Origin of the sequence: Stenotrophomonas nematodicola (assembly GCF_009467805.1) — a bacterium.
GTDB classification, from domain to species: domain Bacteria; phylum Pseudomonadota; class Gammaproteobacteria; order Xanthomonadales; family Xanthomonadaceae; genus Stenotrophomonas; species Stenotrophomonas nematodicola.
The window spans coordinates 45,792-65,043 of the sequence record NZ_WIAY01000011.1 but is presented as its reverse complement, the minus strand read 5'-3'; the positions used below and the strand labels follow the sequence as shown (position 1 = coordinate 65,043).

At 64.4% G+C, this 19,252-nt stretch carries 19 protein-coding genes; 14 read left to right on the top strand and 5 right to left on the bottom strand.

Annotated elements, in window-relative coordinates; all coding sequences use genetic code 11:
- The 10 genes from GDJ08_RS20280 to GDJ08_RS19765 form a co-directional block, all read left to right on the top strand.
- The coding region (locus GDJ08_RS20280) for a DUF2345 domain-containing protein (RefSeq protein ID WP_229296589.1) at positions 1-524 on the top strand (524 nt) is incomplete at its 5' end.
- Between the two features lie 43 nt (positions 525-567).
- A complete protein-coding gene (locus tag GDJ08_RS19805; protein ID WP_153165566.1) occupies positions 568-921 on the top strand; it encodes a hypothetical protein in 354 nt (117 codons plus the stop codon).
- A 22-nt stretch (positions 922-943) separates the two neighbouring features.
- Complete coding sequence (locus GDJ08_RS19800) at positions 944-2,278, top strand: hypothetical protein (protein ID WP_153165565.1); 1,335 nt, start codon at positions 944-946, stop codon at positions 2,276-2,278.
- Complete coding sequence (locus GDJ08_RS19795; protein ID WP_153165564.1) at positions 2,275-3,108, top strand: hypothetical protein; 834 nt, start codon at positions 2,275-2,277, stop codon at positions 3,106-3,108. Before GDJ08_RS19800 ends, GDJ08_RS19795 begins: the two co-directional genes overlap by 4 nt.
- 45 nt (positions 3,109-3,153) lie before the next feature.
- Entirely contained in the window at positions 3,154-4,011 is an 858-nt protein-coding gene (locus tag GDJ08_RS19790) for a hypothetical protein (protein ID WP_153165563.1), read from the top strand.
- Positions 4,012-4,097: 86 nt separating this feature from the next.
- Positions 4,098-5,221, top strand: a protein-coding gene (locus tag GDJ08_RS19785) for an IS3 family transposase (RefSeq protein ID WP_153165562.1) whose coding sequence is annotated in 2 segments (ribosomal slippage) — positions 4,098-4,374 and positions 4,374-5,221 — 1,125 coding nt in all. Because the reading frame shifts where the segments join, the coding sequence is not laid out codon by codon here.
- 267 nt (positions 5,222-5,488) lie between these two features.
- Positions 5,489-6,601, top strand: a complete 1,113-nt coding sequence (locus tag GDJ08_RS19780) for a hypothetical protein (RefSeq protein WP_153165561.1) — start codon at positions 5,489-5,491, stop codon at positions 6,599-6,601.
- Complete coding sequence (locus GDJ08_RS19775) at positions 6,598-7,731, top strand: hypothetical protein (protein WP_153165560.1); 1,134 nt, start codon at positions 6,598-6,600, stop codon at positions 7,729-7,731. Before GDJ08_RS19780 ends, GDJ08_RS19775 begins: the two co-directional genes overlap by 4 nt.
- 8 nt (positions 7,732-7,739) lie before the next feature.
- On the top strand, positions 7,740-7,976 hold the full coding sequence (locus GDJ08_RS19770; RefSeq protein WP_153165559.1) for a hypothetical protein: 237 nt from the start codon (positions 7,740-7,742) through the stop codon (positions 7,974-7,976).
- A 104-nt stretch (positions 7,977-8,080) separates the two neighbouring features.
- On the top strand, positions 8,081-8,539 hold the full coding sequence (locus tag GDJ08_RS19765) for a hypothetical protein (protein WP_153165558.1): 459 nt from the start codon (positions 8,081-8,083) through the stop codon (positions 8,537-8,539).
- A 239-nt stretch (positions 8,540-8,778) separates the two neighbouring features.
- On the opposite strand, the gene aceA is transcribed toward GDJ08_RS19765, so the two are convergent.
- The gene (aceA, locus tag GDJ08_RS19760) at positions 8,779-10,071 is read right to left on the bottom strand and encodes an isocitrate lyase (RefSeq protein WP_153165557.1); all 1,293 of its coding nucleotides are present in this window, start codon (positions 10,069-10,071) and stop codon (positions 8,779-8,781) included.
- A 160-nt stretch (positions 10,072-10,231) separates the two neighbouring features.
- The gene (gene aceB / locus GDJ08_RS19755; protein WP_017357431.1) at positions 10,232-11,863 is read right to left on the bottom strand and encodes a malate synthase A; all 1,632 of its coding nucleotides are present in this window, start codon (positions 11,861-11,863) and stop codon (positions 10,232-10,234) included.
- Between the two features lie 108 nt (positions 11,864-11,971).
- Between aceB and GDJ08_RS19750 the strand changes: the two genes are divergently transcribed.
- Both GDJ08_RS19750 and GDJ08_RS19745 read left to right on the top strand, forming a co-directional pair.
- Positions 11,972-12,940: a LysR family transcriptional regulator gene (locus GDJ08_RS19750; RefSeq protein WP_153165556.1), complete on the top strand. Its 969-nt coding sequence runs from the start codon at positions 11,972-11,974 to the stop codon at positions 12,938-12,940.
- 10 nt (positions 12,941-12,950) lie between these two features.
- Positions 12,951-13,853: a LysR substrate-binding domain-containing protein gene (locus GDJ08_RS19745; protein WP_017357433.1), complete on the top strand. Its 903-nt coding sequence runs from the start codon at positions 12,951-12,953 to the stop codon at positions 13,851-13,853.
- Here GDJ08_RS19745 and GDJ08_RS19740 read toward each other — a convergent pair.
- Positions 13,843-15,084, bottom strand: a complete 1,242-nt coding sequence (locus tag GDJ08_RS19740) for an MFS transporter (protein ID WP_153165555.1) — start codon at positions 15,082-15,084, stop codon at positions 13,843-13,845. The two genes, GDJ08_RS19745 and GDJ08_RS19740, sit on opposite strands and share 11 nt — an antisense overlap.
- A 174-nt stretch (positions 15,085-15,258) precedes the next feature.
- Positions 15,259-15,891: a signal peptidase I gene (lepB, locus tag GDJ08_RS19735; RefSeq protein WP_153165554.1), complete on the bottom strand. Its 633-nt coding sequence runs from the start codon at positions 15,889-15,891 to the stop codon at positions 15,259-15,261.
- A 177-nt stretch (positions 15,892-16,068) separates the two neighbouring features.
- Between lepB and GDJ08_RS19730 the strand changes: the two genes are divergently transcribed.
- Positions 16,069-16,485, top strand: a complete 417-nt coding sequence (locus tag GDJ08_RS19730; protein ID WP_153165553.1) for a hypothetical protein — start codon at positions 16,069-16,071, stop codon at positions 16,483-16,485.
- A gap of 3 nt (positions 16,486-16,488) precedes the next feature.
- On the top strand, positions 16,489-16,938 hold the full coding sequence (locus GDJ08_RS19725) for a 3-dehydroquinate dehydratase (RefSeq protein WP_136006697.1): 450 nt from the start codon (positions 16,489-16,491) through the stop codon (positions 16,936-16,938).
- Positions 16,939-17,010: 72 nt separating this feature from the next.
- On the opposite strand, the gene dcp is transcribed toward GDJ08_RS19725, so the two are convergent.
- Entirely contained in the window at positions 17,011-19,167 is a 2,157-nt protein-coding gene (dcp, locus tag GDJ08_RS19720; protein ID WP_136006699.1) for a peptidyl-dipeptidase Dcp, read from the bottom strand.
- Between the last annotated feature and the right edge of the window lie 85 nt (positions 19,168-19,252).

Below are 19,252 nucleotides of genomic sequence, written 5' to 3'. Positions count from 1 at the left end.
AGGTGATTGCCGCCAACGGCCCGGTGAGCCTGCAGTCCAACACCGGCGAGCTGGAGCTGCTGGCCGACCAGGCCATCACCGTGACCGCCACCGACGACCGCATCGACATCCTGGCCCAGCAGAAAGTAGTGCTGCAGGCTGGCAAGAGCGCGATCACGCTGGAAGGCGGCAACATCACTTTCAGCTGCCCAGGCACGTTTACCGTCAAGGCCGGGCAGCAGCCGTTCATGGGCGGGGAACGCCGCGCCGCCAGGATCGCGCCGCTGCCGGCACTGCTGCTCCCGCGGATGAAGTATCGCGGCAAGCTGAGGGTGGTGGACGGCAAAGACGCGCCCCGGCCGGACATCTACTACATGATCGTCACCCGGGATGGCGACGTCCTCGCCCAGGGCGTCACGGATGACACGGGGCGCAGCATTACCGTGGCCACTGAAAAACCGGTACCAGTCACCGCGTACATCGGCAAACGCGGCTGGGCGATCGAGGAATCGACCCTCGATACCGAGGAGAGCTGCGGGTGCTGAACAGCGCGCACCCGCATGGACACCCGACCCAGGATGGAACCCAATGACGGCACATAGCGACGGCACGCACAAAGGCACCACGGAAATTGCATTCAGGACTTCCCTCGGCACCCCTGTCGAGGGCCTCACGTACCGACTGACCGATGGCCAGGGAAACGCCCGCACCGCCTCCACCGGAATCGGCGGAACAGGGCTGACCGTCCGGATCGGCGACGCCAAGGACGGGACGTCCACCGTCTGGACAGTGGCTGGCGCTACCAGAATCCAGATCGACGTCCAGCGCGACGATGGCTCCTGGAAGACCATCGGCACCTTCCAGCATGACGCCGCCGCGCACAAGCAGGTCAGCGTGATCGCGGGCGCCGTCGCGATGCCCTTCCAGATGGATTCGGTATGACCTGCACGATGGAGCCGCACGCATGACCCAGCAAGCCCCCGCCCCGCAGGTACCCGTCCGCGTCGAGAACGACCGCGACGGCGTGGCCATGAACATCTGCCAGATCGCTACGGATTACTACGCCAGGATACGGCTGCAGATGATGAGCAACGGCGCCGCCACCTCAGCCAGCAATCTGCCCTATCTCGTTGTCAGAAACACTCCGCAGGCACCCGATGCCTGGCGGGTCGCAACACGCCCCTACATGGATACCGGACGCACAGATACGGCAGGCAACGCCCACGTGAGGGTGGCCGGCCCTGGCCGATATCGCGTACTCATCAAGGAGCCTACCGAGCGGTTCGTTGCGGGAGACGCATTCACGATTCCCCGCCACGCGCTCGCCACGGGGACCGATAGTGATCGTGACGTTCAACCGCTGGTCGAGCTCGAGGTCATCGAGAATGCCAACTGCACCCTTTCCGTGCGTCGAACACACCCGAACGGCCTGCAGCGCACCCGGGGCGGTGGAAACGATCAGATCCCGGCCGACGGGGACCGAAGCAACTTCACCCAAGCGCATACGTCCGATGAACTTCGAAACGCGCTTGACCTTGGCAACTATGTGATTTCGTATCAGCTCTGGGCCGACGCCTCCCGGGCATACGGCACACACCACCCGCGCATCCAGAACAGCACCCTCAGAGCCGCGCTGCGCATCATCTACGGTGAACAGTTGACCGCTGGCACAGGGGCCGGAGCAAGCCTCCACGACCGCATCCTGAACTCGGATGGCAGGGAGGTGCAGTTCAACAACCAGTCCACCACCGGTGGGCGAGGCCGCCTCTCCTTCCGCGAGGACAATGGCCAGCCCGGCAACCGGATGACCGCCGACGAAACGCTGCGGCGCACCCATCCGGCCACAATGGAGTTCCTGCTGCAGATGATGGACGATCTGGACATCACCTACGCCCGCAGCACCGGCGCCTGGCGGCCGCACATCGGCTCCACGCGGCATCGCTATGCCTCGGCCATCGATCTGACACATGTGCGCACCACGGTGAACGGCGCGAACAACCAGCAGCACACGGTCACGATCCACTTTCATCGCATATCGTCGCCAAATTCCAATCCGACCGCGACTGGTCAGCCAGAAGCCGCTGAGCGCACGCGCATGCGGGAATTTTCGCGTCGGGTCCATGTGTACATAGCCAATGCGAAGGCGCAGCGAACGCTGGGGTGGCTGGGTGGGCCGTGGCGCTTAATGTACCCACAACTGGGCGTCGCCAATCCAGAAAATCCTGGCGCCGAGGCGTTCGCCACCAATGACACGCACATCCACCACATACATATCAGCATGGGCACCGATCAGCCATGAGCCTGCTTTTTCCTTTCGTCCTCGCTGCCGCAGCACTTTCACACGGCCCCTTCGAGATGCTCCCGGAACCGACCGGCCCGATCAACTGCCCCAAGCCGCCTGCAACGATCCGTACGGTGGAGGGCCGCATCTATGAATGTCATCCACAAGAGGGAGAAGATGCTTACCGGGATGTCACCCCACCTGACGAGCAGACGCACTGGAGGATGAACTTCGGCTCGACACGACTGCCACCGCAGGGAACAGGCAGCTATCACCCGCCCGAGGATTGGCCGTTCCGGGCAATCGTCTCATCAAGCAATCCCGCAGCAATGGCGGCGGAGTACTTCTATGTTTTTGATCGCCGCGGCGTAGTAATCGACTCCAACGATGCGTCGGCTATTGGAGAGCAGTTGATGGAAGTGCGCATCTCCGGCATCCGCCTCTGGCCGCGTGCGAATGTGTTCTACCTCATGCCGCCACCAGACGACAAGGAAAAGCTCAAGTGGACGAGCCCAACCGATCGGATGCGGGATGTGGGCTTCTACGGATTGGTGGTCGATGGAAAGATGCTGTGTCCCGTGCTGGATGAAAGCCTGGTCAGCAGTTGGCCTGGACCAGACATCCCCAACCACCCAGCAGGCACGTACATCAATGGTCACTGCGGCGAGGCCTACCGGATCGAGTCTACCCTCCCGAACGATCCGGACGACAACTTCCGCTACTACGCCTATCCCGGCTTCCGCGCCGGCGGCGCTGCGCTGCGGTGGAGCTTCCAGCGGCATGACGAGCCGGTGCGACCGCTACTTAATCGTCTCGGTGTGTGTGTGGCCTTCTGTCCGCCGAAATAGGCGGGAACCTTTCTCCCACCCCAACGTCCAGTACACCGATCAGCCATGAGCTTTCTCTATCCCTTTGCCCTAGCCGCCGCGTCGATTTCACCGGGTCTATTCGAGACTCTGCCGGGAGAGCAAATGGGCCCGATCAACTGCCCCAAGCCCCCCGCCACCATCCGTACGGTGGAGGGCCGCATCTATGAATGCCATCCGGAAGAGGGAGAGGATGCGTACCGAGATGTCACCCCACCTGACGAGCAGACACACTGGAGGGTGAACTTCGGTTCGACACGACTGCCGCCCCAGGGAACGGGAAGCTATCACCCGCCCGAGGATTGGCCGTTCCGGGCGATCATTTCTTCCCGCAATCTTGCATCGATGTCCGCGCAGTACTTCTATGTTTTTGATCGCCGCGGCGTAGTAATCGACTCCAACGATACGTCGGCTATTGGAGAACAGTTGATGGAGGTGCGTATCTCCGGCATCCGCCTCTGGCCGCGTGCGAATGTGTTCTACCTCATGCCGCCACCGGACGACAAGGAGAAGCTCAAGTGGACGAGCCCAACCGATCGGATGCGGGATGTGGGCTTCTACGGCTTGGTAGTCGATGGAAAGATGCTGTGCCCGGCACTGGACGAAAGCCGGGTCAGCAGTTGGCCTGGACCAGACGTTCCCCGTCACCCGGCAGGCACGTACATCAATGGTCACTGCGGCGAGGCCTACTTGAGAAAGTCGTACTTGAAGGATGATCCTGATGGCAACTATCGCTACTACGCCTATCCCGGCTTCAGCGCTGGTGGTCTTGAGCTGCAGTGGAGCTTCCAGCGGCATGACGAGCCGGTTCGACCGCTACTCAATCATCTCGGTGTGTGTGTGGCCTTCTGTCCGCCCAACGTCCAGCACACCGATCAGCCATGAGCCTGCTTCCATCTTTCTTGTTCGCTGCCGCAGCACCGACGTCCCCCCGAGATTGAGTAGCGAAGCGGTTTGGAGTCCAATTCTCAATGACAAGGAGATTGGACGTGAAAAAGCGCTTTTCCGAAGAGCAGATCATTGGCTTCCTACGCGAGGCTGAGGCCGGCATGCCCATCAAGGACCTCTGCCGCCAGCATGGTTTTAGCGAGGCCTCGTACTACCTGTGGCGCAGCAAGTTCGGCGGCATGAGCGTGACCGACGCCAAACGGCTCAAAGACCTGGAGGCGGAGAACACACGCCTGAAGAAGCTACTGGCAGAACAGGTCTTCGAGAACGACGTCATCAAGGATGCGTTGCGAAAAAAGTGGTGACCGCACCGGCGCGCAGGCTGCTGGTGCGGAGCATGGTCGAGAAGGGGATGAGCGAGCGGCGAGCGCTGACGGTGGTGCGGATGAGCGCTAGCGCGCTGCGCTATGAGCCTCGGGCCGATCGCACCGCTGAGCTGCGCGAGCAGATCGCTGCGCTGGCGCACCGGCACAGACGCTACGGAGTGGGCATGATCCATTTGAAACTGCGACAGAAGGGGCTGGTCGTGAACCACAAGCGAGTGGAGCGCTTGTACCAGGAAGCGGGCCTACAGGTGCGTTGCAGAAAGCGTAAGAAGGTACCGGTGGGCGAGCGCCAGCCCCTCCTGCGTCCGTCCGCCGCCAATGAGGTGTGGTCGATGGACTTCGTGTTCGACCGTACTGCGGAAGGCCGGGTGGTCAAGTGCCTGACCATCGTCGACGACGCCACCCACGAAGCTGTGGCCATCGAAGTGGAGCGGGCAATATCCGGGCAAGGTGTGTCGAGGGTGCTCGACAGACTGGCCATGCAGCGAGGCTTGCCGCGAGTGATCAGGACAGACAATGGCAAGGAATTTTGCGGTAAGGCGATGGTGGCCTGGGCTTACGAGAAAGGAGTTGCCCTGCGTCTGATCGAACCAGGCAAACCGAACCAAAATGCTTACGTCGAGTCCTTTAACGGGCGGCTACGCGACGGATGCCTCAACGAGCACTGGTTCCCGACATTGCTTCACGCCCGTACCAGCATCGAAAGCTGGCGACGCGACTACAACGAAGAAAGACCCAAGCGAGCGCTTGGCGGGCTAACACCTGCCCAGTACGCCGCGCAGTTGGCGACGAAGAAAGATAACATCAGCACCGGACTCTAAACCCGCTCACTACTCAAGCCGGGGGAACGTCGAAGCGCATCCGAGGACTGGGGCTCTCACCCCCAGCCCTATGACTTATGACGCGTGGAAGGACCTTCCGGCACATGAACAGGCCAGATACCAAAGCCTGCGCACAGAGATCAATCATCCGAAGATCGTGGGTCCGTTCGACACGAACTGGGGAACCAAGGATTTTGACTCGCAGTCGAATGACGTCAGACTTGGCCTACCCTATCTTCCCGGCCAGATAACCAGGAGTTGAACGAAATGTCCAAGAGCCAGCCTGAGCTCAACCCTTGGCACAAGCGTCAGGCGGCACTCTTGTGCCACTTCGCCTCAGCAGGTTACCTGAAGGGACTCCTCCCCAAGATCGATGCGCTCATCAGCTTCGCTGACGAAATCGTTGATCAACGAAGTCCTCTCGATGTCGCGGGAGCCGCGCTTGCAGGCTGGAGTTCCGTCAGTACAGCAACTCACTTCTCCACGTTTGCCTACCCTGCACTTGTTGAGTTTCGTGAGAGTGCCATTCACGCGTTGGCAGCACGCGCCTTCCAACGCTACTTTGCCGTTGGTGATAATCAGTGCGCCCGAATGCTCGATGAGTACGCGTATCAGATGACTTGGGCAACCACCGAGCAGGAGAGCGAATTCAGAGCCCGATCTGAGGCGGCCTTCAGGCATGCGGGGAACATCAGCGACATCATCCGCCGACCATTTTCATACACCGATTTCACCTTCTGGATAACGTGGGAACAGGAGAAGGTGGCATTCCCCTCCATTCCCAGCTTCAGAGTCCACACAGATATCCAGGCCCGATCGGGCCATATGCCGCCCAGGACCGGCGTGTACATGCCGGCAGATGATCCATTTGGAGCCCTTCAGTTCGCCTGGACTGGCGGACACGGAGAGTTGGGAGACGCCCGTACGCTCAACTCCTTTGGGAGACACGTATTGGATCGAGTGGGTAGAGAAGGCCTGTGGTCCAACGCTGCGCTGCTCCATCAGATCATCAACGAACGCAAGCACAAGAATCTTGTGAGCGAGATGGAACGGTCCAGCGTGTCGCTCGGGCCCTCGGCTGTCGCTCGTCACTCCTTTGAAGCGCGCCCGTGTGGATGGTACTTCGTCGAAATGCTGGACGACGAACACGAGCAGATCGATGGCACTTACGCAGGCACATCGAGCGTCCCGACCTCCACTCGCCCACACAGAGTCGAAGCGGGCCAACAGGTGCCACAGAACGGCTGGTGGTACACCCCGGCCCAAATGGGATCCCGCCGCTACTTCAAGAAGGGTGACCGCTTCCCCGAGTTGAAGGGCAGCGACTACGGCAATGTGCTTTGGATCTGGTCACCCGATCAGTCCGATCCGAAGCTATGAATGAGACTGTAAGTTCATCAAGATATTTGGAGCTCAATCCCTGGCAAAAGCGTCAAGCCACGCTGCTCTACCACTACTCGTCACTGGCGTATGTGGAAGGCCTTCTAAACAGAATTGATCAGCTCGTCTCTTTCGCTGATTCACTTTTGGAAGCACGCTCCAATCTAGATCCGGCAGGAAGAACTCTCGCGAACTGGCAGCCGATCGACACTGCTGGACACTTCTCAACGTACGCTTACCCTGCTCTGATGGAATTCAGGGAGGGAGTTATCAAGGACATCGCCGCGCGCGCGCATCAGGTTTTTGACATCGCGGGCGAGCGTCAGTGCTCACGCATGCTGGACGAGTATGCGTACCAGATGCCTTGGGCGACTCAGGATCAGGAGGAAGAGTTCAAACATCGTGCCCAGGCTGTCTTTCACTATGCGAGCAAGATCAGCGAAATAATGAGTAGGCCGAGCTTGTGGGACGATTTCGTATTCTGGTCACTATGGCAAGAGCACGGGAAAGGGCTTTCGCACATTCCAAGATTCTGTGTTCGCTCAGACCTTTGTTGCTTCAGCGGCGACACGCCCCCGCGCACGGGCGCGTATGTCCCAGCAGATGATCCTTATGGCTCCTTGCAGTTCGGATGGACGGGTGGATATGGTGAACTTGGCAATACCTACACGCTTAACCAATTCGGCAAGCTCGCATTGGAGCGTGTTGGCAGGGAAGGACTTTGGGAAGATGTCGACGGAATTCATCGACTGATCAGTGGCCCTGAGGGCCTCCTCCTTCGAAACATCCAACAGCGTGAAAGGTCGCGCCCCCACCTGGCACCCGCAGCTGCATCCCGGGAGAGCTTTGAGGATCGACCTTGCCGTTGGTTCTTTGTTGAGCTGATCGACGATGAGTATGAGGAGATCGACGGCACCTACGCAGGCACGTCGAGCGTCGCGACCGCCACTCGCCCACACAGAGTCGAAGCGGGCCAACAGGTGCCACAGAATGGCTGGTGGTATACCCCGGCCCAAATGGGATTACGCCGCTACTTCAAGAGGGATGAACGCTTCCCTGAGTTGACGGGCAGTGACTACGGCAATGTGCTTTGGATCTGGTCACCCGATCAATCTGATCCAAAGCTCTGAGCACGACCATGATCTCGGGCGCGAATCTGGAGCTCAATCCGTGGCACAAGCGTCAGGCCACGCTGCTCTATCACTTCGCCTCCCTCCCTTGCCTCAAGGATCTGCTGGAGCAGATCAATCAGTTGATCGGGTTCTCATGGTCGGCGCATGACAGCCGCTTGGGTCGAGATTGCATTGTCAACGATCAGCTTGGTGCATTGCGGGATACTCGAAATAGCTTTCAGATCGATACCTCGGGAGTTTGATCATGGCGCGAGCATTTTTACTAGTTGCCCCATTTCTTCTGTCAGCCAGCACGTGCTCCGCCGCATCAGACACACAGACGTTGCAAGAGCATTGCGCAAATACAGTGACTGACGACCTGGTTGTGATCGCTAGATCTCCGCATGGGCATGACAAGGTCAGCGCTTGCCCGCCCGGAGTGGACAGCGACTGCATCTACAGCCTGACAGTTGGTCAGACCTACAGCGCTGGCACGCCTGACCTCAACGCCGACGGTCAACCAGACCAACTCGTGAAACACTTCGGATCGAACTACGGGGACATCGACGTAGTGCACTACCTTGGATTCGTGCAGTGCGGAGATGGCACAGCCATCAAGGTACTTGAAGGGAAATTCAAGGATGTCATTGCACCAGACATCATCACAGAACCGTGGCCCGACCTGACGGCCACGCGTGGATGTGCAGCGCCCGGGCACGAAGAAGACCCGCCGCAGGAAGTCAAACTCAGCTTTAATCCGGAAACCTATCGCTATGAGGAAGCCCCGAAGCTGGATCCCGCTTCCGCATGCACACACTTCCCCTGAGCGAATCGAGCGGCTCCTCGATCGGGCTGTTGTTTGCGGTGGTCATGGCGTGGTCCCGATGCATGGCGGGCATGGCTGCACCAAGGCAGCGTGTGCGGCAATCCAACCTCGGCCTGAAAGGGTTCATCAGGCATCCGACGATGGTCCCAATCACCGGACAGCTCTCCCACACAGACAGCGGCGGGCGGTCCCTCCGACCGACCGCCGCTCCGGCCTTCCCTGGCCGCTGTTGGTGATCCTCAGGCCGCGCGTTCGGCGTTGAACTGCTCTTCCTCGGTCGAACCGCTCAGGGCGGTCGTCGAGGACTGGCCCTGCTGGATCGCCTGGGTGACGGCATCGAAGTAGCCGGTACCAACCTCGCGCTGGTGCTTGACCGCCGTGAAGCCGCGGTCGGCGGCGGCGAACTCGGCTTCCTGCAGTTCCACGAAGGCGCTCATCTGGCGGCGGGCGTAGCCGTGCGCCAGGTTGAACATGGAGTAGTTCAGGGCGTGGAAGCCGGCCAGGGTGATGAACTGGAACTTGTAGCCGTAGGTCGCGATCTCCTTCTGGAAGCTCGCGATGGTGGCGTCGTCCAGATTCTTCTTCCAGTTGAAGCTGGGCGAGCAGTTGTAGGCCAGCAGCTTGCCGGGGAACTTTGCGTGGATCGCCTCGGCGAAGCGGCGCGCGAATTCCAGGTCCGGTTTGCCGGTTTCGCACCAGATCAGGTCGGCGTACGGGGCGTAGGCGAGGCCGCGGCTGATCGCCTGGTCCAGGCCGTTGCGGGTCTTGTAGAAGCCTTCCACGGTGCGCTCGCCCGTGGCGAACGGCTGGTCGTTGGCGTCGATGTCGCTGGTCAGCAGGTCGGCCGCCTCGGCGTCGGTGCGCGCCACCAGCAGGGTGGGCACGCCGAGCACGTCAGCCGCCAGGCGCGCGGCGTTCAATTTCTCGATCGCCTCGCGGGTCGGCACCAGCACCTTGCCGCCCATGTGGCCGCACTTCTTCACCGAGGCCAGCTGGTCCTCGAAATGCACGCCGGCGGCGCCGGCTTCGATCATCGCCTTCATCAGTTCGAAGGCGTTGAGCACACCGCCGAAGCCGGCCTCGGCGTCGGCCACGATCGGCTGCAGGAAGTCGATCTCGTCCTTGCCTTCGGCATGGTGCAGCTGGTCGGCGCGCAGCAGGGTGTTGTTGATGCGCTTGACCACTGCCGGCACCGAATCGGCCGGGTACAGCGACTGGTCCGGGTACATCTGGCCGGCCAGGTTGGCGTCGGCGGCCACCTGCCAGCCGGACAGGTAGATCGCGTTGAGCCCGGCCTTGACCTGCTGCATGGCTTGGTTGCCGGTCAGCGCGCCGAGCGCGTTGACGAAGTCCTTTTCATGCAGGTACTTCCACAGCTTCTCAGCGCCCAGCCGGGCCAGCGAGTGCTCCACGTGCACGGTGCCGCGCAGGCGGACCACGTCGGCGGCGCTGTAGTTGCGCTGGATGCCGGCCCAGCGCGGGTCGGTGTTCCATTCGTGCTGGATCTGTTCGGCGGTGGGCAGCTTGCTCATGTCGGTTCTCCAGGGGGCATTGGGGCAGCGGGGCAGAGCCCCGCTCTACGGGTATGGGGCGGCGGGGCAGAGCCCCGCTCTACGGGGATGGGGCAGCGGGGCAGAGCCCCGCTCTATGGGTATGGGGCAGCGGGGCAGAGCCCCGCTCTACGGGGATGGGTCAATCGATGCGGTCGTAGGCGGGCAGGGTCAGGAAGTCGGTGAGTTCGTCGCGGCGGCTGAGGTCGGCCAGCAGGGCGATGGCTTCTTCGATGCGCGATGCGCCGGGCAGCGCGCTGCGGTCGCCAAGGCGCGCGGGCAGCTGGGCCAGTGCGGCGTCGAGCAGCGCCAGGTCGATGGCGGTACCGTCGTCCAGGTGCTGTCCGCCGGTATGCAGCCACTGCCACAACTGGCTGCGGCTGATCTCGGCAGTGGCCGCGTCCTCCATAAGGTGGTGGATCGGCACGCAGCCGTTGCCATCCAGCCAGGCCGCCAGGTAGCGCACACACACGTCCACGTTGCCCTCGAAGCCGGCGCGGGTGATGGTGCCGGTCGGTGTGGCGATCAAAGCGTCGCGATCCACCTGCACATCGCGGCGCAGCACCTGGTGCTGGTTTGGCCCGGGCATGTGCGCATCGAAGATCGCCTGGGCCACCGGAATCAGCGCCGGATGCGCGACCCAGGTGCCGTCGTGGCCAGCGCTCACTTCGCGCAGCTTGTCCGCGCGCACCCTTGCCATCGCCTGCTCGTTGGCGGCCGGATCGTGATTGATCGGAATCTGCGCGGCCATGCCGCCCATCGCGTGTGCGCCACGGCGATGGCAGGTCTGGATCAGCAGTTCCGAGTACGCCTTCAGGAACGGCTGGGTCATGGTCACCTGGCCGCGCTCGGGCAGCACCTTGTCGCGATGGCGGCGGAAGGTCTTGATGTAGGAAAAGATGTAGTCCCAACGCCCGCAGTTCAGGCCGACGATGCGGTCGCGCAGCGCATGCAGGATCTCGTCCATCTCGAACACTGCCGGCAGCGTCTCAATCAGCACGGTCACCTTGATCTGGCCGTGCGGCAGGCCGAGCATGCCCTCAATGTGCGACAGCGCGGTTTCCCAAAGCGCGGCCTCTTCCATGCTCTGCAGCTTGGGCAGGTAGAAGTACGGGCCGCGCTGGCGGCACATCAGGGTGCGGGCGTTGTGGTACGCGAACACGGCCGCATCGAACAGGCCACCGGCCAGCGGCTGGCCGTCGATGCGCACGTGCTTTTCGTCCAGGTGCCAGCCGCGCGGGCGCACGATCAGCACGGCCTGCTCGTTCAACGGGCGCAGCGCGTACTGCTTGCCGTTGGGCGCGGTATGGGTGAGGTCGCCCCGCACGGCGCCGATCAGCGCCTGCTGGCCCGCCAGCAGGTTGCGCCAGGCCGGGGCGGTGGAATCCTCGAAGTCGGCCATGAACACCTTGGCGCCGGAGTTCAGCGCGTTGATGACCATCTTCGGGTCGGTCGGGCCGGTGATCTCGACGCGACGGTCCTGCAGGGCATCCGGAATGGGCGCCACGGTCCAGTCGTCGGCGCGGATGGCGGCGGTATCCGTCCGGAAGTCGGGCAACCCACCGCCGTCGAAGAAGGCCTGGCGCGCCTGGCGTGCCTGCAGCCTGCGCTGGCGCTCGGGCTCGACCGCACGGTGCAGCGACACCAGCAGCGCCAGTACCCCCGCCGGCAGCAGCGCGGACTGGCCGGCGAGCTGGGTGGTGAGGGCGATGCCCGGCGTGGCCGGGGCGTCGGCAGGGGTGGGCTGGGCGGTGGCGTAAGCGACGGCGGACATGGACGACTCCTGCGGTGCGGTAGGGCTACACCGTGCGCCGACGTATCGATATTTGACAAAGCAGTTATTGCAATGCTTTACATAAGTTGTGCTTATACTCGTTACGCCATGCCCACACCGCGCCCCCCAAGTCCCCGGTTTTCCTACAAATCCGACCGGCTGAAACCGCTTCGGGCGTTCTGTCAGACGGTCCGTCTCGGCTCGGTCTCACGGGCAGCCGAGGCGCTGTTTGTGAGCCAGCCGGCCATCAGCCAGCAGTTGCAGGCGCTGGAACGGGAACTGGGGGTGGGTCTGTTCGAGCGCAGCGGGCGCCGGCTGGTGCCCAGCCGTGAAGGCCAGCTGCTGTATGAAATGGCCCAGCCGCTGGTGGAGAACCTGGATGGGCTGGAGGCCAGCTTCCGCGACAAGGTGAAGGGGCTGGACGCCGGCGAGCTCAACATCGCCGCCAACAGTTCGACCATCCTGTACCTGCTGCCGCGCATCGTGGAGCGCTTCCGCCAGCGCCATCCGGATGTGCGGCTGACCCTGCACAACGCGATCAGCGCCGACGGCACCGACCTGCTGCGTAGCGATGCGGCCGACCTGGCGGTGGGCTCGATGACCGACGTGCCGGCCGACCTGAGCTACGCCCCGGCCTACCGCTTCGAGCAGGTGCTGATCACCCCACCCGCGCATCCGCTGGCCACCCTGCCCGAGCTGACCCTGGCCGCGATCTCGGCCTACCCGCTGGTGCTGCCGCCGAAGCGCCAGATCACCTACCGCCTGGTGGACCAGGTGTTCCAGCGGCAGCGCGTTCCCTATACGGTGGCGCTGGAAGTGGGCGGCTGGGAGGTGATCAAGCAGTACGTGGCGATGGGCATGGGCATCTCGATCGTACCGGCGCTGTGCCTCAACGATGCCGACCGCGACCGCCTGGCCACTCGCTCAATGAGCGCCTGGTTCCCCGAGCGCAGCTACGGGGTGATCGTGCGCCGCGGGCGGTTCCTGTCGTCGCAGGCGCGCGCCTTCATCGAGCTGATCCAGCCGGACCTGTTCAGTCCGCGCAGCTATGATGAAAGCGGTCACTCCGAACGCTGACGCGCCTGCCATGTCGATCGAACTGCGCCACCTGCGCTATTTTCTGGCGGTGGCCGATACCCTTCACTTCGGCCGCGCCGCCGAGCGGCTGGGGATGTCGCAACCACCGCTCAGCCAGCAGATCCGTCAGTTGGAAACGCTGCTGGGCGCGCGCCTGTTCCTGCGCACCAACCGCCGCGTGGAACTCACCGATGCCGGGCGCGTGCTGCAGGAGCAGGCCGGCGCGGTGCTGGCGCGGATGGACAAGGCAGTCGACCTCACCCAGCGCGCGCAGCGCGGCGAAACCGGCGAACTGCGCATCGGGCTGACCCGCGCCACGCCGCTGTCCACGCAGATTCCACGGGCGATCTTCGCTTACCGCCAGCAGTTTCCGCAGGTGCAGTTGAAGCTGCGCGAGATGAATACCCTCCAGCAGATCGATGCGCTGATGGCCGGCGAGCTGGATGTCGGGCTGATCCGCAAACGTGCGCTGCCGGCACCGTTGATGTCGCGCCGGTTGTTCAGCGATCCACTGGCGCTGGTGGTGCACGACCAGCACCCGCTGGTGCGCGGTCTGCCCGCCGATGCGGCAGTGGCGTTGCGGCTGTTCGCGCATGAGCCGTTCGTGGGCTTCCTGCGCGAGGTCGGTGCCGGCATCCATGATCATGTCATCGCGCTGTGCCGCAGCGCAGGGTTCACGCCGCGCATCGTGCAGGAGGCCGGCGAGGCCTCGACGCTGATCAGCCTGGCAGCGTCGGGACTGGGCGTTACGGTGTTGCCGGCCTCGTGCAGCCACATTCAGGTGGACGGTGCGCGCTTCGTCGCGCTCAGCGATCGCGCGGCGAGTTCGGAAGTCCACGTGGCCTGCCGGCGCGGTACGGCATCACCGTTGATCGCGCACTTCACCCGGCTGCTGCAGGACGTCAGCGGCTGAGCGCGAGCACGCCGGTGGCCGGTTGCGTACGGCGTCCCAGGCGCCAGGCGACGGCAGCGCCGGCCACGGTCAGCACGCCGACGAAGCCGCACACGCCGAGCCAGTCCCAGTGCGTGTAGAACACCCCGCCGAGTACGCCGGCCACGCTGGAGCCGAGGTAGTAGGCGAACAGGTACAGCGCCGATGCGTCGGCGCGCATCGCACCGGCGCGGCTGCCGACCCAGCTGCTGGCCACCGAGTGCCCGCCGAAGAAGCCGAAGGTCACCATCGCGATGCCGGCGGCCATGCAGCCCAGCCACGACAGCGCCAGCAGCGCGATGCCCAGCGCGATCAGGCCATAGCAGATGCCCAGGACGCGGCTGCGCCCGTAGCGGTTGGCCTGCTGCCCCATCCATGCCGAGCTGAAGGTGCCCACCAGGTAGACGCTGAAGATCAGGCCGACCACGGTCTGGCTGAGGCCATACGGGGGCGCCATCAGGTGGTAGCCGAGGTAGTTGTAGAGGGTGACGAACACCCCCATCAGCACGAAGGCGGTGGCGAACAGCAACGGCAGGCCGGGGTCGGCAAACAGGCTGCGCCAGCGCGCCGGCAGTTCACGCAGGCCGCTGCGGCGGCTCTGGAAATGGCGCGACGGCGGCAGTTGGACCCACAGCAGCAGCGTGCTCGCCACCGCGATCAACGAGACCACGCCGATGCCCCAGCGCCAGCCCCAGTGGTCGGCGACGATGCCGGCGATGAGGCGCCCGCTCATGCCGCCGATGGCGTTGCCGCCGATGTACAGGCCCATCGCCAGGCCGAGCGCGCGGCTGTCCATTTCTTCGGCGAGGTAGGTCATGCCCACCGCCGGTACGCCGCTCAGCGCGATGCCGAGCAGCGTGCGCAGCACCAGGAGGGTGGACCAGTCGTCCACCATCGCGGTGGCCAGGGAGAGCACGCTGGACGCCAGCAGCGCGGCAACCATCACACTGCGCCGGCCGATGCGGTCGGAGATCAACCCGGCAATCAGCATCGACACCGCCAGCAGGCCGGTGCTGAGCGACAGCGCCAGCGCGCTGCTGGCCGCCGACACGCCGAAGTGGCGGCTGAACTCGGGCAGCAGCGGCTGCACGGTGTAGAGCAGACCGAAGGTGGAGAAGCCCGCCAGGAACAGGGCGGCAGCCGTGCGCCGGAACGCCGGCGTGCCCTGCACGATGTGGGAGGTGGGCGTCAGGGCTGCGGTGTCGCCGTTCATTGCGTCAGGGCCCAGGGGGCGGGCCGGTGCGTAAGAGTCAGCGGTCAGGATAGGCAGCCGTTACAGGACGATCCATAACCTGGAATGTCTGGATTGAGACGTTTCGGATATCAATACAGATACTGGTCGAGTCACCACCGGCGAGGGGTGACCCGCGCCGGTGCAATGCGCCGCTTACAGCGCCTGCCAGGTGAACCCGTCGCCGCGCCGCCAGTACACGTGCGAGGCCTTGCCGTACAGCGCCGAGGCCTCGACCAGGCCGAAGAAGCGGCCATCCAGGCTGTTGCCGCGGTGGTCACCCAGCATCAGCACCTTGCCGGCCGGCACGGTCAGGCCGGCGATGTCGGGGCCGCCGCCCTGGCCGAGATCGAGCTGGGCCAGGTGGGTCCCGAAGTCTTCGATCTCGCCCTGGCTGGCGTCGGCCAACGGGCGGTCGTTGATGCTCAGGTGGCCATCGCGCAGTTCGACCCGGTCGCCACCGACGGCGGCGATGCGTTTGATCAGGCGGACACCGTCACGCGGCGAATCGAACACGGCCACATCGCCGCGCTGCGGCGTACCGGTGGCCATCAGCTGCACGTCGGTGAACGGCAGGCGCAGGCCATAGGCGCGCATGTCCACCACCACGCGATCGCCGGGCATCAGCGTGTGCTGCATCGAACCGCTGGGCACCTGATAGTGGTTGGCCAGGGTGTCGCGCGCAGCGGCGAGCAGGCCCAGCATCACCAGCAGCGGCAGCGCTTCCTTCTTCAGCCAATGCAGTACGCGGTTGTGTCCTGCGGCGGGGCGGGCAGCGTGGGTATCCATGTCAGCGCTCGGTGAGGGGTGGCGGTGTGACCGTGGTGGCGGCCGGCAAGTTCCCGGGCGCCCGACGGAAAGCTACGCGGTATTTACGCCGCCGCTGCGGCCGTGGCATGGCGGTTTTACGGCCTGCGGCCGCATCGTGACCCCACCGCGCCGCAGGGCGCTCCAACGAGGTGTTCCATGACCATCCTGCTGATCCGGCACACGCCGCCGAGCGCGGCGCCGGATGCCGCGCCGCTGCCTGCCCGGGTCGCCGGGCACCGCCTGGCCTGCCATGACTGCGACTCGCTGCCGGCGCTGGTGCGCTGCCTGCATGCCGCACGACGCAGCCGCCCGGCCTGGGTGCTGATCGCAACCACCGCCGTGGCGGCTCCGCAGTGGGCCCGGTACGGCGCAGCGGTGCGCGCGGCGCTGGACGCGCTGCCGGCGCCGTACATCGAGATGGCCAGCAACGACGATGACGCGCTTGATGACCGCCTGCATCCGCAGCATGCGCCGGCTGCACGGGTGGTGTGTGGCCGCAGCCGCGAGGAAGCCTGCCGGCTGTCACTGGCGATCGCCGCACGACGCCTGCAGCCCGCCGTGGGGAGTGCCTGAGCCATGTCGATTTTCATCATCCGTGGCCCGGAAGCCAGTGGCGCGCTGATCCGCACGGCGGTGCCGCTGCCGGCGCCGGTGCTCAAATCGCTGGTGCACCGCGCGATCGACGCCGGTACCACCGTGGCGATCCGCGCCTGCGGGTCGGAACAGGAACTGCTGGACGCCCTGCGCGTGGCCGACCACAGCCGGGGCGAGGTCACACTGCTCGACCCGGGTGCGTGCGTGGGCAGCGTGCGCCTGCAGCGGCTGCTGCCGCACCTGCGCAACCCGTACGTGGAAGTCCATGACGATGACGCCCGCACGCCGGAAGCCTGCCTGCCGGCCGATGCCGGCCAGCGTATCGGCGTGGCGCACGGCTACTGCGCGCAGAGCTACGTGCACGCACTGGAGATCGCGCTGGATCACCTGGGCTGCAGCGAGCTGCGCGAAGGCGTGCACGTGGGAACGTGATTGCGCGATGGTGATGCCGGATGTACGAACGGCAGGGTTTCCCCTGCCGTTCGACGTGCGCTGCCTACCGGATCACTTCAGGCCGCGGTTGACCAGCAGCGGTTCGACCGACGGGTCCTTGCCGCGGAATTCGCGGTAGAGGTCGGCCAGTTCGACGCTGTTGCCGCGCGAGAGGATCTTGTCGCGGAACACCTGGCCGTTTTCCGGGGTCAGGCCGCCATGTTCCTTGAACCACTCGAAGGTGTCATGGTCGAGCACTTCGGCCCAGAAGTAGGCGTAGTAGCCGGCCGAATAGCCGCCGCCCCAGATGTGGTCGAAGTAGGTGGTGCGGTAGCGCGGCGGCACCTGCGCCAGGTCGACCTTGTACTTCTTCAGCGCGGCCGCTTCAAACGGCGCCACGTCCTGCAGCGGCGCGTCGGCCGGCTGGGTGTGCCAGGCCAGGTCGAGCAGCGCGGCCGAGAGGTACTCGGTGGTCGCGTAGCCCTGGTTGAAGGTGCGTGCCTTGAGGATCTTGTCGACCAGGGCCTGCGGCATCGGTTCGCCGGTCTTGTAGTTCTTGGCGTAGTTGGCGAACACCTTGGGGTCCAGCGCCCAGTGCTCGTTGAACTGCGAGGGGAACTCGACGAAGTCGCGCGAGGTGCTGGTGCCGGCAATGGACGGGTACTTCACCTTCGAGAACATGCCGTGCAGCGCATGGCCGAACTCGTGGAACATCGTGGTCACGTCATCGAAGCTGAGCAGCGCGGGCTGGCCGGCGGCGGGCTTGGTGAAGTTGCACACGTTGTAGACCACCGGCTTGGCGCCGGTCAGACCGTCCTGCTCGACGAACACGTCCATCCAGGCGCCACCGGACTTGCTGTCGCGCTTGAAGTAATCGGTGTAGAACAGCGCCAGCGAGGTGCCGTCCTTGTCGAACACCTCATAGACCTTCATGTCCGGGTGGTAGGTCGGGATGTCGGTGCGCGGCTTAAAGGTGATGCCGTAGAGCTGGGTGGCGGCGTAGAAGACGCCGTTCTGCAGCACGTTGTCCATTTCGAAGTACGGCTTGATCTGCGACTCGTCCAGATCGTACTGGGCCTTGCGTACCTGTTCGGCGTAGAAGTCCCAGTCCGAGGCGGCGAGTTTGAACCCGCCCTTCTGCGCGTCGATGACCTTCTGCATTTCGGCGATTTCGCCGCGTGCCTTGGCGGTGGCGGCCGGCACGGTGTCAGTCAGCAGCTTGAGCGCGGCGGCCGGGGTCTTGGCCATCTGGTCGGCCAGGCTGTAGGCGGCGTAGTTGTCAAAGCCAAGCAGCTTGGCCTTCTGCGCACGCAGCTGGGCCAGGCGCTGGACGGTCTGCCGGGTGTCGTTGGCATCGCCCTTCTCGGCGCGGGTTTCCGACGCCTTGAGCACGGCGGCGCGCTGGTCGCGGTCGCTCAGCGAGGCCAGCACCGGCTGCTGGGTGGTGTTCTGCAGCGGCAGCACGTACTTGCCGTCCAGCTTGCGGTCCTTGGCGTCGGCGGCGGCGGTGTTGATCGCATCCTCGTCCAGGCCGGCCAGCTTGGCCTTGTCATCGACGACCACGGCACCGGCGGCGGTCGCGGCGACCAGTCGGGTGTGGAACTGCGTGGCCAGCGTGGTTTCTTCCACGTTGAGCTTGCGCAGGGAGGCCTTGTCGGCATCGTTGAGCTGCGCGCCGGCGCGGACGAATTCCTGGTAATCACGCTCGACCAGGCGCTTCTGCACCGGGTCCAGGCCAAGGGCGTCGCGCTGGTCGTACACAGTCTTGATGCGGGCAAACAGCTTCGGGTCGAGGTTGATCTCGTCCTGGTGCTCGGCCAGCCTGGGCGCCACTTCTTCCTGGATCTTCTGGCGCGCGTCGTTGGTATCGGCCTGGACCAGGCCGAAGAAGATGCGCGACACGCGGTTCAGGGTTTCGCCGCTGCGCTCCAGCGCTTCGATGGTGTTGTCGAAGGTGGCCGGCTCGGGGTTGTCGGCGATCCTGCGGACCTCGGCCAGGTGCTGCTTCATGCCTTCATTGAAGGCCGGCAGGTAGTCGCTGTCCTTGATCCTGTCGAATGGCGGCGCCTGGAACGGCAGCGTGCTGGCGCTCAACAGGGGATTGGTGGAGGCCTCGGCCGGCGGCTGCGCGGCGGGGCTCTGGGTATCGGTCACGGGGGTGGACTCCTTGCCGGAACAAGCCGCCAGCGCCAGGCTGATGGCAGCGGCCAAAACTACGGTACGCGACATGAAACGGGCTCCTTGGAAGGGGGTGCGGCGGCGGACAACCACAGCCGATCACCCTACTCCGATTGCCCGTGGGCAGCATGTGCCG